The sequence below is a fragment of the Micromonospora reichwaldensis genome (assembly GCF_031845925.1).
GTDB classification, from domain to species: domain Bacteria; phylum Actinomycetota; class Actinomycetes; order Mycobacteriales; family Micromonosporaceae; genus Micromonospora; species Micromonospora reichwaldensis.
The window spans coordinates 57,274-72,697 of sequence record NZ_JAVRFL010000006.1 but is presented as its reverse complement, the minus strand read 5'-3'; the positions used below and the strand labels follow the sequence as shown (position 1 = coordinate 72,697).

The 15,424-nt window shown below is 70.2% G+C and carries 10 protein-coding genes and 1 pseudogene; all 11 read left to right on the top strand.

Annotated elements, in window-relative coordinates; genetic code table 11:
• Positions 1–276: 276 nt before the first annotated feature.
• The 11 genes and pseudogenes from RM555_RS06825 (at position 277) to RM555_RS06775 (ending at position 15,272) form a co-directional block, all read left to right on the top strand.
• Complete coding sequence (locus tag RM555_RS06825; RefSeq protein ID WP_311410924.1) at positions 277–8,040, top strand: ricin-type beta-trefoil lectin domain protein; 7,764 nt, start codon at positions 277–279, stop codon at positions 8,038–8,040.
• The gene (locus tag RM555_RS06820) at positions 8,037–8,297 is read left to right on the top strand and encodes a DUF7660 family protein (protein WP_311410923.1); all 261 of its coding nucleotides are present in this window, start codon (positions 8,037–8,039) and stop codon (positions 8,295–8,297) included. The genes RM555_RS06825 and RM555_RS06820 overlap by 4 nt, the downstream gene beginning before the upstream one ends.
• Before the next feature lie 68 nt (positions 8,298–8,365).
• Positions 8,366–8,557: pseudogene (locus tag RM555_RS06815) on the top strand (SDR family NAD(P)-dependent oxidoreductase); the annotation flags it as partial.
• A gap of 68 nt (positions 8,558–8,625) precedes the next feature.
• Positions 8,626–8,808 carry an SDR family oxidoreductase gene (locus tag RM555_RS06810; protein ID WP_311411039.1) on the top strand — a complete coding sequence of 61 codons (183 nt, stop codon included), beginning with the start codon at positions 8,626–8,628 and terminating at the stop codon, positions 8,806–8,808.
• A 151-nt stretch (positions 8,809–8,959) separates the two neighbouring features.
• Positions 8,960–9,250, top strand: a complete 291-nt coding sequence (locus RM555_RS06805) for a type II toxin-antitoxin system TacA family antitoxin (protein WP_311410922.1) — start codon at positions 8,960–8,962, stop codon at positions 9,248–9,250.
• Positions 9,247–9,768, top strand: coding sequence for an N-acetyltransferase (locus RM555_RS06800; protein WP_311410921.1), 522 nt, complete (start codon positions 9,247–9,249; stop codon positions 9,766–9,768). Before RM555_RS06805 ends, RM555_RS06800 begins: the two co-directional genes overlap by 4 nt.
• Positions 9,769–9,877: 109 nt before the next feature.
• On the top strand, positions 9,878–10,585 hold the full coding sequence (locus RM555_RS06795) for a Uma2 family endonuclease (RefSeq protein WP_311410920.1): 708 nt from the start codon (positions 9,878–9,880) through the stop codon (positions 10,583–10,585).
• Positions 10,586–10,628: 43 nt separating this feature from the next.
• Positions 10,629–11,843: a 1-deoxy-D-xylulose-5-phosphate reductoisomerase gene (dxr, locus tag RM555_RS06790; RefSeq protein ID WP_311410919.1), complete on the top strand. Its 1,215-nt coding sequence runs from the start codon at positions 10,629–10,631 to the stop codon at positions 11,841–11,843.
• On the top strand, positions 11,843–13,093 hold the full coding sequence (locus tag RM555_RS06785) for a M50 family metallopeptidase (RefSeq protein ID WP_311410918.1): 1,251 nt from the start codon (positions 11,843–11,845) through the stop codon (positions 13,091–13,093). The genes dxr and RM555_RS06785 overlap by 1 nt, the downstream gene beginning before the upstream one ends.
• A 9-nt stretch (positions 13,094–13,102) precedes the next feature.
• Positions 13,103–14,275 carry a flavodoxin-dependent (E)-4-hydroxy-3-methylbut-2-enyl-diphosphate synthase gene (gene ispG, locus RM555_RS06780; RefSeq protein WP_089001519.1) on the top strand — a complete coding sequence of 391 codons (1,173 nt, stop codon included), beginning with the start codon at positions 13,103–13,105 and terminating at the stop codon, positions 14,273–14,275.
• A 157-nt stretch (positions 14,276–14,432) separates the two neighbouring features.
• The gene (locus RM555_RS06775) at positions 14,433–15,272 is read left to right on the top strand and encodes a GNAT family N-acetyltransferase (RefSeq protein WP_311410917.1); all 840 of its coding nucleotides are present in this window, start codon (positions 14,433–14,435) and stop codon (positions 15,270–15,272) included.
• The last annotated feature ends 152 nt before the right edge of the window (positions 15,273–15,424 follow it).

Here is a 15,424-nt window from a genome sequence, read left to right as displayed (position 1 = left end):
TGAATTGCATCCGGTAGGACCGTTTTGGCCGTGCGGAATGATCTACATTCATCACTTGGCCCGGCTGGTGGCAGCTCCTGCTATTGGAACTGCTTGGTCCTAATAGTCCAGTGGTGTACATCACCTCGACCCCCCCACCCTCACTTTTCGCGGTCTTGAGCGAGGGCCCCGCCTGACGCAGAGTGCTCACGCACGTGCCGTACCCGGGGCGTGCCTTCGCGGTCTTTCCGCGCTTTTTCTCTTTTTCGTCTTCGCGCCTGGTGGGGGTCGACGCGCATGCGTGGTACCGGTTTGCTGTCCCGGCGGTGGCATGGCCGACGGACGCCGACGGAGCCAGGCCACTCCCGGTGGCGTCGCGCCCGTACGGCGATGGTGCTGTCGCTGTCCACGATCCTGGTCGGCACGATGCTGCCCGCCGAGGCGTGGGCGGTTCCCGGCCCCGGCATGAGCCGCGAGGAGACCCGGGTCGACCTGCCGGACGTGCCGCAGAGCGAGCGGGTGGGGAAGGACGAGGAGGCCGAGACGAACCTGACCACGGCCGACCCGGTGCCCGCGATCCCCTACGAGCCCCAGGCCATCGACGCGTGGCAGCAGGACAGCGGCGCCGTGGACCTGACCGGCCTCGCGGCCGGCGACACCAGGCCGGTCGACGACCTGCCGGTCGCCCTCGGCGTGCCGGCCGGCGGTGACCCGACCGCCCTCGCCGGCACCTGGTCCGTCGACCTCGCGGCCCCGGAGGCGTCCCAGGACGCGGGCGTGTCCGGCCTGATCATGAAGATCACGCCGCCGGCCACCGCCGACCCGGCCGCCGAGGTCGCCCTCAGCGTGGACTACACGGACTTCGCCGACCTGTACGGTCCGCAGGCCGCGGACCGGTTCGGCGTCATGCTGCTGCCCACCTGCGTCTACGACTCCCCGAACACGGGTGACTGCGCCCCCGACGGCGGCGCGGGAACGATGTTCGCCTCGCCCGGCGCGAGCCCCGCCAAGGCCCTGTCCAGCCAGGTGCGGCTGGTGCCCGCCAAGGAGGCACCCACCCGGGCCAGGGCCGCCGACGCCGACGCGCCGACGCGCCGGGTCGTCATCGGCAGCGTGCCCGTCGGCCCGCTGCTCGGCGGGGCAGGCGCCGCCGGCCGCGCCACCCAGACCTCGGCCGCCCCGAGCGTCGTCGGCGTCCTCGACACCGGGGCCTCGGCCGCCGGCGACTTCACTGCCACCCCGCTGCTCTCCTCGGGATCCTGGGCCGCCGGCGCCTCCTCCGGCGCGTTCACCTACTCGTACCAGGTGCAGGTGCCCGAGACGGCCGGCGGCCTCATGCCGAAGGTGGCGCTGTCGTACTCGTCGCAGTCGGTGGACGGGCGCACCTCCGCCACCAACAACCAGGCCTCCTGGATCGGCGACGGCTGGGACTACAACGCGGGCGCGATCACCCGCAGCTACGCCAACTGTCGGCAGGACTCGAAGAAGCCGGGCTCCAACAACGCCACCCACCGGACCGCCGACCTGTGCTGGGGCTCCAAGAACGCCACCCTGTCCCTCGGCGGCATGACCACCGAGCTGGTCTGGGACGGTGCCAAGAACGCGTGGTTCACGGCCAACGGCGACGGCTCCAAGGTCGAGCTGCGCGAGGACACCGCGCTCGCCAACGGCGACGCCGACGGCGAGTACTGGGTCGTCACGACCCGGGACGGCACCAAGTACCACTTCGGCCGCCACCGCTTGCCCGGCTGGTCGGACCACGGCACCGCCGAGGACGACCCGGTCACCAACTCCGTTCTCACCGTTCCGGTGTACGGCAACCACCCGGACGAGCCCTGCTACAAGCCCGGCAACTGGGCCGGCTCCGCCTGCACCCAGGCCTGGCGTTGGGCGCTCGACTACGTCGAGGACATCCACGGCAACGCCATGACCCTCTGGTGGGGTCGCGAGACGAACTACTACGCCCAGAACTTCAACTTCAAGGCCCCCGTCTCCTACCACCGCGGCGGCTACCTCGACCGCATCGACTACGGGCTGCGCGCGGACAACCTCTTCACCGCGACCGCTGCGGCCCGGGTCAACTTCGTCCTGGCCGAGCGCTGCTACGACGAGGGCTCGCTCACCTGTAGCGAGGCCAACTTCGCCAGCACCGATCCCAACAAGTACCGCATCTGGTACGACACTCCGGCCGACCTGCGCTGCGCCTCCGGTCAGAAGTGCTGGAACGCCTCGCCGTCCTTCTTCACCCGTAAGCGCCTCGACAAGATCAGCACGTCGGCCCAGCGGCGTACGGACACCAGTGCCCGCCAGGTGGTCGACGAGTACCAGCTCAAGCAGTCCTTCCCGATCCTGCGGACCGGACCCAACACCGCCCTCTGGCTGGAGTCGATCACCCGCACCGGCTACGCCCGCAACGGCACGACCGATGCCAAGGTCACCCTGAACCCGGTGCGGTTCGAGGCCAACGCCGAGGACATGCCGAACCGCGTCAAGCGGGACCACCGCCCCGGCTTCTCCCGGCTGCGCGTCGCCCGGGTGATCAACGAGTACGGCGGCGAGACCATCGTCACCTACAAGCAGCCGACCACCGACTGCACGAATAACGCCGTCTTCCCCGGCAAGGGCGACACCGCCGCGCTCAAGGCCAACACCCGGCTCTGCTATCCGACCTTCTGGCACCCGGACCCGGCGGTCGAGGACATCGACTGGTTCCACAAGTACGTGGTCGAGAGCATCGAGGAACTGCCCGCCGTGGACGGCGCGTACGGCACCATCACCCGGTACGCGTACGACAAGCCGGCCTGGCGGCTCGCCGAGCAGGAGTTCACCAAGAAGTCGACCCGCACCTACTCCCAGTTCGCCGGCTTCGCGCAGACCACCGTCATCACCGGCGCGGACGATCCCGACATCGGCAGCAAGCGGACCAAGGCCGTCACCCGCTACTTCCAGGGCACGGGCGACACCGTGTCCGTGAAGGACATCACCGAGACCGAGATCGCCAAGGACCGGGAGCCCTTCGCGGGCCGCGTCGCCGAGGAGCTCACCTACGCCAACGCCGACGACGCGGACACCAACTGGCTTACCCGCACCGTCACCTATCCGGAGGCAGAGGAACTCGCCACCCGGACGCGCGACGACGGCCTTAGCCCTCTGCGCGCCTGGCGGGTCACCGAGCCCCTGCAGGTCTCGAAGACCAAGTCGTCCGGCACCGGCGACGACGACCGCGCCTTGCGGACCATCGAGACGAAGACCACCTACGAGACGACGCACGGGCTGCCCACGCACATCGAGTCCCTCGGTGACACCGGCAAGTCCGGCGACGAGTCCTGCACCTTCGTCGAGTACCACCACCGCCTCGACAAGAACATCATCGGCCTGACCAAGCAGACCCGTAGCAGCCCCACGACCTGCGCCGCCGCGACCTTCGACGACCTGACGACGCTCAGCTCCGCGGGCCGGGTCGGCTACGACGGCCAGGCCTACGGCGTGGCCCTCGGCACCACCACGCGGGGGCTCGCCACCCAGACCTGGTCGCTGAAGGCCGACGGCTCCGGCTTCCAGGCCGACGGCACCACCACCTTCGACCACATCGGCCGCGTCCTCACGAGCACCGACGTCGACGGCAAGACCTCGAAGATCACCTACACCCCGGCCACCGGCCAGGCCTTCACGGTCACCGAGGAGAACTCGCTGGGGCACAAGCAGGTCCGCGAGCTCGACCCGGGCCGCGCCGTCACGGTCAAGACCACAGACCTCAACGACCGCGTCAGCGAGGCGCGGTACGACCCGATGGGCCGCCTCGTCGAGGCCTGGGGCCCCGGCCGCACGCCGTCCACCACGACCGTCCCGGACTTCAAAGCCGAGTACGCGACCCCCGCCGGCAAGCCGCCGTACATCACCACCTTCAGTCGCGGGCACGAAAACCGGATCCAGACGTCCGTCACCCTCTACGACGGTCTCGGCCGGGAGCGGCAGACCCAGGAGGAGGCCACCGGCGGCGGCCGGCTCATCACCGACACGCTGTACAACAGCTCCGGCGAGGTGCGGCAGACCAACAACGCCTACTTCGCCGAGGGATCGCCCATCGGCCAGCTGTTCACGCCGCTCGCGGACACGGCCGTGCCCAACGCCACCCGCTACACCTACGACGGCCTCGGGCGCGTGATCAACGAGACGCCCATCCTGCGCGGCGTCGACACGCCGGGGCGCGGCACCAGCTACGAGTACGGCGCCGACCACTCCACCGTCATCAACCCGGCGGGCGCGACGTCCTACCGGCTCTACACCGACGCGCTGGGCCGCACCACCCGGGTCGACACCTTCACCAACAACGCCCGTACCACCTTCACCTCGATGCGGTACCAGTACGACGCGCGCGGCCAGATGGTGAAGGCCACCCACTCCGCCGACCCCACCCGCCCGTGGAGCTGGACCTTCGACCAGCGCGGCCGGATGACCACGGCCACCGACCCGGACACCGGCACCACCCAGACCACGTACGACCACCGGGACCGCCAGCTGACGGTCACCAACGCCCGCGGCCTCACCGTCTGGAACGGCTACGACGAGCTGTCCCGCCCGACGCAGCAGCGGCTCGGCGGCAGCACCGGCACGCTCCTGGGCGAGTACACCTACGACTCGGTCGCCGGCGGCAAGGGCCTGCCCGCCACCGCGACCCGGTACACCGACGGACTGCCGTACACGCAGACGATCGGCGGCTACACCAACGACTACCAGCCCACGTCCACCACACTCACGCTGCCGCAGTCCATCGCCGACACCTGGGGCCTGCAAGCCTCCTACAAGTACGACTACACCTACACCGACACCGGCCTCCAGGAGTCGGCCACCCTGCCGGCCGTCGGCAGCCTGCCCAGCGAGAAGCTCCTGGTCCGCTACACCAAGGACGGCCTGCCGCTGTCCGTCTCCGGCAACGGCTGGTACGGCTCCGAAACCGTCTACTCGCCGTACGGGCAGGTGTTGCGCTCCACCCTCGGCGCGCACCCGTACCGGGTGTGGACCATGGCCTCGTACGACGACGCCAGCGGCGCCCTCACCGACCAGCAGGTCTACCGCGAGTACACGGACCCCGCGCCCGCGCCGAAGAACAACCTCGTCTCGCACCGTTCCTACTGGTACGACGACGCGGGCAACATCCTCGCGATCCAGGAGCGTGCCGCTGCCATCGCGGAGCGGCAGTGCTTCCAGCACGCGCAAGGCCGGCTGAAGACGGCCTGGACGGCCGCCGACCAGGCGTCGTGTTCCCCGGGCCCGGTCAAGGCCGACGGCACCCTCAACGTGGCGGCCGGCACCGACAAGACGGGCTACTGGCAGGAGTACGAGTACGACCTGCTCGGCAACCGCACCCAACTGGTGGAGAAGAGCCTCGACGGCATCGCCACGAAGGATGCGACCACCACCTACGCCTACGGCAAGGCCGACGGCACCCAGCCCCGCACGCTGACCAAGGTGACCAAGAACTACGTCACCCAGACGGGCGCCGCGATCACCGCCGAGGCGAACAGGCTGTACGAGCTGACCGGCGAGACGAAGTCCGTGACGTCCGTGCAGAACGGCGACCAGCAGACGCTCTCCTGGACCCACGACGGTCAGGTCGAGCGGATCACCGGCCAGGGCAGCAAGGGCCGGACGGCGTACCTCGGTCTCGCGAACAAGTGCATCGACCTCAGCTCCGGCCTCGCGGAGCCCGGACGGCCGATCCAGCTGTACTCGTGCAACGGCACGGTCGCGCAGAAGTGGACCTTCACCCCTGCTCCGGGTCAGACCCAGACCCAGACCAACCCCAACCTGGGCACCCTGTCCGGGTACGACGACTGGTGCGTCCAGCCGGCGGCCAACACCGCCGGGTCGGCGTTCGGGATCCAGAAGTGTGACCCCGACTCGGCCACCCAACGCCTGGAGCGCCTTTCCACGGGCCAACTCAAGCACACGGCCTCCGGCCTGTGCCTCGTGGTCAAGGACGCGGCCACGGCCAACGGCACCCCGCTCGTGCTGGCGGCCTGTGCCACGGTCCCGGCGCAGCAGTGGGACGCCCAGGACGAGACCCGCCACATCTACGGCCCCGGCGGGAGCCGACTCCTGACGATCCAGGGGCAGCAGGCCACGCTCAACCTGGGCGAGGCGCAGGTCACCGTCCAGCGGGGCGGGACGCTTGTCAACACCCAGCGGACGTACGCCGTCCCCGGTGGTGCCGTGATGCGCTACGCGCACGCCACCGCCTCCTCCACCCTCGTCGCCCTCGCCGGTGACCACCAGGGCAGCCCGTACGCCGAGGTGGGCCTCTACGGCACCATGCCGTCCCGGATCCGCAAGCAGGACCCGTTCGGCAACCAGCGCGGTACGGGCACCGTCGGCGCCAACCTCCAGACCAACGCCGGGTTCCTCGGCGCGAACCGGGACGACGCCTCCGGCTACACCCCGCTCGGAGCGCGCCTGTACGACCCGGAGATCGGGCGCTTCCTCTCCGCCGACCCGGTCCTCGACCTGACGGACCCGGCGCAGTCCAACGGGTACACGTACGCGCACAACAACCCGGTGACGCACTCGGACCCCAGCGGTCTGTCGATCTCGCTGACCGCCTCGGAGACGGCGGCGGCGCTGGCGGGCGCGGGCCTGTCGCCGGCCATGGTGGCCCAGGCGCAGGCCAACATGGGCCGCTCGCTGCTGTCGGTGATCCTCGACTCGGCCTGGTACATCCTCAAGGAGTTCATCGGGATCAACGACGCCATCAACTGCTTCGGTGGCGACATGTGGGCGTGCGGCAGCCTCATCATCGGGGCGATCCCGTGGGCCAAGCTCGGCAAGATCCCGGCCGTGATCAAGGCCGTCAACCGGACAATCGACGCGATCAAGGCATGGCAGGCGGCGAAGAAGGCCGCCGAGGCCGTGCTGGCGGCGGCCCGCGCGGCGGAGGCGGCGGCGCTCAACGCCAAGAAGTTGGCCATCGAGCGGGCGAAGAAGGCCGCCCAAGCGGCGAAGAAGAAGGCCGCCGAGAAGGTCAACACGACCAGCAACAAGGCGACCAACGCGACGAAGAAGACCGGCAACCCGGTCCAGAAACAGGCCCAGTCCAAGTCCAACCCGAAGGGCTCCTCCGCGAGTTCCGCCGGCGGCAGGTCCGGCGGTAGCGGCAAGGGGTCCGGTGGTGCCGGCAAGGGCGGCTCCAAGCCTGGCGGTTCCTCGGGCAGTTCCGCACGCAGCAACGGTGGGTCCAGCGGTGGCGGCGGGGCCGGCAAGGCGGACGATTCCTGCCTGAACAACAGTTTCGTTCCCGGCACGAAGGTGCTCATGGCGGACGGCTCGGCCAGACCGATCGAGGACGTCAAGCCGGGTGACAAGGTCAGGGTCACCGATCCGGAGACGGGCCGGACCGAGGTGGAGACCGTCACTGCGGCGATCAAGGGCGACGGTGTCAAGCACCTGGTGAAGGTCACCATCGACACCGACGGCGAGCGCGGCGCGGACACGGCCGAGGTCACCGCGACTGCTGGTCACCCGTTCTGGGTGCCGGAACTGGACGAGTGGGTCGACGCCACCGACCTGCGGTCGGGCCAGTGGCTGCGGACCAGCGCCGGCACCCACGTCCAGGTCACGGCCATCGACCGCTGGAGCGTCCTGCGCGCCACCGTCCACAACCTCACCGTCGCCAACATCCACACGTACTATGTGCTTGCCGGCAACACCCCGGTCCTCGTCCACAACTGTGGCGGGACGATTAATCCGAATCTGGTGCGATTCTCGCAGGATGAGGTCAGTGCTCGATTCAGTACGGGTGAGACAATTGAACAAACAGCCGCTGCCCTGCGCTCTGGTTATCTCAAACCGACCGACCTGCCTTTGATGCGATTGACGGTAAAGGATGGGCAGATCTACAGCCTCGACAACCGGAGGCTGGTGGCCTTCCAGAAGGCTGGTATTCAAATGCCGTTCCGTATGGCGACACCAGAAGAGGCGCTCGGTGAGGCGTGGAAGTTTTCTACGCAGAATGAGGGCCGATCAATCATTATCAATACTCGTGAACCGCAGGAGTGGGCACCATGAACTGGCCAGACAGGGAGCTGAATGAGATCCAGACTCGACAAGATCTCGCCCGCTATCTTAAGAAGCTGGCGGCGAGTATCGACGATGGCAGTCTGGCTGTAGAGAACCCTTCTACGGGTGATTATTTGGACGCAGCCGGGCGCTGGACGAAATCTATGGACGGATTCTTTAAGAATATACTTAAGGAGCCGGTCCCCGAGAATCCAGACTGGGCCATTGTGGCGGCAATTTTTCGTGCGGCGCTAGTCTACGAGTAGGGCGAAGGCAGGTCTGCAGAAGATGTTCTGTGGCTGCATTCATTGCCGGGGGGTGGCGGCATCGCTGATTGTGGTGCTCGTGTCACCCACTACAGGTCGCCGCCCCCGCGCTGCGCCGCGCGACCGGGGGAGTCATCGTCAACATCGCCTCGACGATGGGCCTGGGCGGCACGGCGCACTACGCGCCGTACGTCGCCAGCAAGTGGGCCGTGCGGGGCCTTACCCGGACGGCGGCGCTCGAGCTCGGCCGGGACCACATCCGCGTGAACGCCATCCACCCCGGAGTGATCGCGACCCCTTCATCCAGGAGCCGGCGGCCGGCGCCACCGTGGCGATCGCCGACTTCTACTCACCCGAGCCGTTCGCCATCCCCCGATTCGGAGAGCCGACTGACGTCACCCGGCTTCTCCTGTTCCTCACGTCATCGGACGCGTCGTTCATCACGGGGTCGGAGGACGCCATCGACGGTGGGCTCCTCCTCGGGCCCGCCCTTCAGGCCGAGGCGGCATGAGCAGTCCAGGCACGACCGATCATCGACATCACGACGGTGGGGCGCCGCACTGGTGCATCAGCTTCCGTCATCGGCCGTGATCTCGGCTCCCTCGACAGGCGGCTAGAGCGGTCTGCTAGGCGCTGGCGTACGTTGTGCGTACGATCGAGGTGTGAATGCGAAGGCGGAGCGGCTGCACCTGCGGTTGAACGAGCAGCAGAAGGCGTTGCTGGAGGCGGCCAGCCACGCCGCCGGCGACAGCGTGTCGACGTTCGTGTTGAAGGCCGCGACCGAGGCGGCGGCGGATGTGCTGGCCGACCGGCGGGTGTTCCTGCTGGACGAGGACGCCTGGCGGGTTTTCGACGAGGCGTTGCAGAGCCCGGCGCAGGACGTCGCCGGGCTGCGCGAGTTGTTGGCCGGCCCGACGGTGCTCGACCCGCCGGCCGAGGGTGCGGCGCGGTGAGTGCCCGCTTCTCGGCGGTCGAGCCGCTGTCGGCCACGCACGTGGTGACCGGGTTCGACTGCGGATCGCGGGCGCAGTCGGTGTGGCTGGTCGAGCATGCCCTGCAAGCCCACCGGGCGGGTTTGTCGCGGGTGTATGTGGTGCGGCACAACGACGACCCGGACCAGCGGGTGGTCGGCTACTACGCCCTCGCCGCCGGCAGCGTCGCTCCGGTCGACGCGTCGCCGCGGCTGCGGCAGGGCGCTGGCCGCTACCACCAGCCGGTGGTGATCCTGACCCGGCTCGGGGTCGACCGCGGCGTCCAGGGTGCCGGCCTGGGGCGGGCACTGGTGGCCGACGCCCTGCGGCGGATCGGTACCGCCGCCGAGGTCATCGGCGTACGGGCGGTGCTCATCCATTGTGAGACCGAAGCCGCGCGCGACTTCTCCCAGCGGCTCGCCAAGTTCGAGGTCAGCCCCACGGACCCCATGCACCTGTTGCTGCTGATGAAGGACCTCCGTCGCGCGCTTGGCGGTTGACTCCGGCGCCCGCCGGGCGGGTGCCGCACTGGTGGTGCGATGCCGTGCCGCGGGGGCTGCGGCGGCTAGGCTGAGCTGAGCAGAATGTCCGCTGAGGGGGTGAGCCCGGATGGCCCAGGCAGCTTTCGCGCCCGAGCCGGCGCCACAGCAGCCCGATCCTGCGTCGCAGCCCACCGAGCCGTCGTTCGACGCGCTGCGGTGGCACGACGAGCCGTGGACCGCCCAGCTCGCCCTCGACCTGTTGCCGGAGACCAACGGCCCCAAGGTTGAGGTCCTGAGCGGAAGCGTGATCGTGACCCCACACGCCGGATACGACCACCAGGACGCGGAGTTGGATCTCGCGTACCTGCTCAAGCAGGCGGCCTGCCGCGCCAAGCTGTGGCTCTACCTCGAAGCGAACGTCGTTTCGGGCGACGACCTCTTCATCCCGGACATCGTCATTCTCGACGTGCCGGGTGGCGGGCGGACGACGATGGACATCGGGCACGCCGTGCTGCTCGGTGAGATCGTCTCGCCCGGCAACCGTCGCAAGGACGTCATCGACCGACCCCGGGAGTACGCCGCCGTCGGCGTGCCGTTCTTCCTCCGCGTCGATCTGCGCAACCGGGTGCCCACCATCGCCTTGTTCGAGCTTGTCGAGGGGGAGTACCGGCCGGTCGCAGCCGCTGCCGCAGGCACCCGCTTCGTGATGCGGCAGCCGTTCGAGTTCTCCATCGACCCGGCCGACCTGCTCGGGGAGGCGGCACCGGACGAAGACGAGGAAGCACCCGAGGAAGGCGAGGAAGACCCGGCGGGGCAGGTCGACGCCGAGGGTTGAGGCTCCCAGCGGGGGCACAGCGACGGTGGGGAAGAATGGCCCGGTGACTTCGCCCCGGGAACTCGTCCTGCTCGGCTCCACCGGTTCGATCGGCACACAGGCCATCGACATCGTGCGGCGCAACCCGGACCGGTTCCGGGTGGTGGCGCTCGGCGCCGGCGGCGGCAACGTCGAGCTGCTCGCCGCCCAGGCCCTCGAACTGCGCGTCGACGCGGTAGGCGTGGCGAAGGCTTCCGCCGCGCAGGACCTCCAGCTCGCCTTCTACGCCGAGGCGAGCCGGCGCGGGTGGAGCAGCGGGGACTTCAAGCTGCCCAAGATCGTGGCCGGCCCGGACGCGATGACCGAGCTGGCGCAGTGGCCGTGCGACGTCGTGCTCAACGGGGTGGTCGGGTCGCTCGGGCTCGCGCCGACGCTGGCCGCGCTGCGCGCCGGGCGTACGCTCGCGCTCGCCAACAAGGAGTCGCTCGTGGCCGGCGGCTCGCTGGTCAAGGCGGCGGTGACGCGGCCGGAGCAGCTCGTCCCCGTCGACTCCGAGCACACCGCGCTCGCCCAGTGCCTGCGCTCCGGCGCCCGGGGCGAGGTGCGGCGGCTGATCGTCACCGCCAGCGGCGGCCCGTTCCGGGGCCGGCGCCGCGACGAGTTGACGCAGGTCACGCCCGCGCAGGCGCTCGCCCACCCGACCTGGAACATGGGCCAGGTCATCACGATCAACTCCGCCACGATGGTCAACAAGGCGCTGGAGGTGATCGAGGCGCACGAGCTGTTCGACGTGCCGTACGCCGACATCACGGTGACCGTGCACCCGACCTCGGTGATCCACTCGATGGTCGAGTTCGTCGACGGCTCCACCATCGCCCAGGCCAGCCCGCCCGACATGCGGCTGCCGATCGCGGTCGCCCTCGGCTGGCCCGACCGGGTGCCCGACGCCGCCGCCGCCGTCGACTGGACGAAGGCCCACACCTGGGAGTTCGCGCCGCTGGACGACGAGGCGTTCCCGGCCGTCGCGCTGGCCAAGGCCGCCGGCGAGGCCGGCCGCTGCCGGCCGGCGATCTACAACGCGGCGAACGAGGAGTGCGTCGCCGCGTTCGTAGCCGGCCGGCTGCCCTTCCTCGGCATCGTCGACACCCTCCGGCGGGTGCTGGACGACGCTCCCGATTTCGACGAACCAGGTACCGTCGAGGACGTGCTCGCGGCGGAGTCGTGGGCGCGCGCGCACGCGCAGGAGATCATCATCGCGGGTTCGGTGGAAGGAGCTTGATGGCGTACCTGCTCGGGGTGGTGCTCTTCGCCCTCGCGATCCTCATCTCGGTGAGCCTGCACGAGGCGGGGCACCTGCTCACCGCCAAGGCGTTCGGGATGAAGGTCACCAAGTACTTCGTCGGATTCGGCCCCACCCTCTGGTCCTTCAAGCGGGGCGAGACCGAGTACGGCGTCAAGGGCATCCCGCTCGGCGGCTTCTGCAAGATCGTCGGGATGACCCCCCAGGACGACGACGTCGACCCGGCCGACGAGCCGCGCGCGATGTGGCGGTTCCCGGTGTGGAAGCGGACGATCGTGATGTCCGCCGGCTCGATCACCCACTTCGCCCTCGCCCTGATCGCCCTCTGGATCATCGCGGTCAGCGCCGGGCTGCCCAACCCGCAGTTCCCCAGCACCGAGGCCGAGATCCGCAAGGAGCCGGCGGTCATCCAGCTGTCGAAGTGCGTGGTGCCGGAGAACACCCTGCGCGAGTGCACCACCGCCGATCCCGCCAGCCCCGCCGCACAGGCGCAGCTGCGCGACGGCGACCGGATCACCGGGATCAACGGCACGCCGATCAACGACTACGGGCAGCTGCTCACCACCCTGCGCGCCCTCAAGCCGGGTGACACGGCGCAGATCGCGTACGTCCGCGACGGCCAGCCGGCCACGACCAGCACGGTGCTCGCGCAGACCCAGCGGCCCCCGCTCGACGACCCGAAGGGCCAGGTCGCCGCGGTCGCCGCGCTCGGCGTCGGCCTCGTGCCCAGCACCCCGACCCGGGTGACGTACGGGCCGGTCGGGGCGTTCGGCGCGACCGCCGACTTCACCGGCGAGATGGCGGTGAACACCTTCGAGGCGATGAAGCGCATCCCGCAGAAGGTCCCCGCGCTGTGGGCGGCGATCACCGGCGAAGAACGGGACATCGACACCCCGATCAGCGTGGTCGGCGCCAGCCGGCTCGGCGGCGAGGCCGTCGAGAACGACGCCTGGCTGCTGTTCTTCATGCTCTTCGTCTCGCTGAACTTCTTCATCGGCGTGTTCAACCTGCTGCCGCTGCTGCCCCTCGACGGCGGGCACATCGCCATCGCCTGGTTCGAGCGGGCCCGCTCCTGGCTCTACGCCCGCATCGGCCGCGCCGACCCCGGGCGCGTCGACTACCTCAAGCTCATGCCCCTCACGTACGCGGTGATCCTGATCGGTGGCGTGTTCACGCTGCTGACCATCACCGCGGACGTCGTCAACCCGATCACGCTCTTCTCAAGGTGAGTGCCTGAAGTGACCGCTGTCAGTCTCGGTATCCCCGCCGTACCGCCCCCGCCGCTCGCCCCGCGCCGGGTCAGCCGCCAGATCATGGTCGGTCCGGTGCCGGTCGGTGGGGGCGCGCCGGTGTCGGTGCAGTCGATGACCACCACCCTCACCTCCGACGTCAACGCCACGCTCCAGCAGATCGCCGAGCTGACCGCGTCCGGCTGCCAGATCGTCCGGGTCGCCGTGCCCAGCCAGGACGACGTGGAGGCGCTGCCCGCCATCGCCAGGAAGTCGCAGATCCCGGTGATCGCCGACATCCACTTCCAGCCGAAGTACGTCTTCGCCGCGATCGACGCCGGCTGCGCGGCGGTCCGGGTCAACCCGGGCAACATCCGCCAGTTCGACGACAAGGTCAAGGAGATCGCCAAGGCGGCCGGCGACGCGGGCGTGCCGATCCGGATCGGCGTCAACGCCGGCTCGCTGGACAAGCGGCTGCTCGCCAAGTACGGCAAGGCCACCGCCGAGGCGCTCGTCGAGTCGGCGCTGTGGGAGTGCTCGCTGTTCGAGGAGCACGGCTTCCGCGACATCAAGATCTCGGTCAAGCACAACGACCCGGTGGTGATGATCCGGGCGTACCGCCAGCTCGCCGAGAAGTGCGACTACCCGCTGCACCTCGGCGTCACCGAGGCCGGCCCGGCCTTCCAGGGCACCATCAAGTCGGCGGTCGCCTTCGGCGCGCTGCTGGCCGAGGGGATCGGCGACACGATCCGGGTCTCCCTGTCGGCGCCGCCGGTGGAGGAGATCAAGGTCGGCAACCAGATCCTGGAGTCGCTCGGGCTGCGCGAGCGGGGCCTGGAGATCGTCTCCTGCCCGTCCTGCGGCCGGGCCCAGGTCGACGTCTACAAGCTGGCCGAGGAGGTCACCGCCGGCCTGGAAGGGCTGCCGGTGCCGCTGCGGGTCGCCGTGATGGGCTGCGTCGTGAACGGCCCGGGCGAGGCCCGCGAGGCCGACCTCGGGGTGGCCTCCGGCAACGGCAAGGGCCAGATCTTCGTCAAGGGCAAGGTCGTCAAGACCGTGCCCGAGGCGCAGATCGTGGAGACCCTGATCGAGGAGGCGCTGCGCATCGCCGACGAGATGGGCGCCGAGCTGCCCGAGGAGCTGCGCGGCCTGCTCCCAGGCGCCACCGTCAGCGTGCACTGACCCACCGCGCCGTCGCGCGCCGGCCCCGCCCGCCCCCGCCGGCGGCCGGGGCCGGCGCGCTTCCGCCGGGCGTACGCTCCGCGTCCCGTCACGGTGCAGGCGTCCCACTCGTCACTCGACCGGCGCGGCACGGGGCGGATCTGGCAGGCTGGTATCCGTGCTGACGGTGCCGGTACGCCAACTGGGGGAGTCGGAGCGCCGCGCGGTCGAGCGGCTGCTCGACCTCGACCCGTTCGCGGGCGCGCAGGTCGCCGAGCGGATCACGGCGCGTGGCCTGGCCTGGTGGCGTGCCGAGGGACGGGTGCTGGGCTACGGCAGCCGCCGCAACCTGGAGTCGATCTGCTGGCTCGGCGGCAACCTGACCCCCGTGCTCGCCACCGAGCCGGCCGTCGCCGCGTACGCCGACCTGCTCGCCGGCGAGGAGCGGCTCTGCTCGTCGATCGTGGGCCGGGCCGACGCGGTGCTCGGCCTCTGGGACCGCCTCTCCGCCGTCTGGGGGCCGGCCCGGGACGTACGCCCCAACCAGCCGTTGCTGGCGACCGACGCGCTGCCGGCGCTGCGGGCGGACCCGGAGGTGCGGCGGGTGCGCGCCAGCGAGGTCGACCGGCTCTTCCCGGCGGCGGTGGCGATGTACACCGAGGAGGTCGGCGTCTCGCCGCTCGCCGACGACGGCGGGCGCGGCTACCGGCGGCGGGTCACCGACCTGGTCCGGACCGGGCGGGCGTACGCCCGGTTCGTCGACGGCCGGGTGGTGTTCAAGGCCGAGCTGGCGGTGGTGACGCGCCGGACCGCCCAGGTGCAGGGCGTCTGGGTGGCCCCCGAGTGGCGGGGCCGGGGCATCGCGTCGGCGGCCATGGCGGCGGTGGTGCGCGACGCGCTGCTGCGGGTCGCCCCGACCGTCAGCCTCTACGTCAACGACTTCAACCTGCCGGCCCGCCGGGTCTACGAGCGCTGCGGATTCCGCCCGGTCGGCACGCTCGCCACCGTGCTCTTCTGAGCCGTCCTTCGCGGCGTCCGCTCTGAGCCGCCCTTCGCGGCGTCCGCGTGGGACGGCCCCGGCCGGCGCGGCCCACGCACCGGCCTCCGGCCAGGTGAACGGCCGGTAAATGCGTTGAGCCGGCCGGCTCCACCGACCAGGCTGGATGCTCC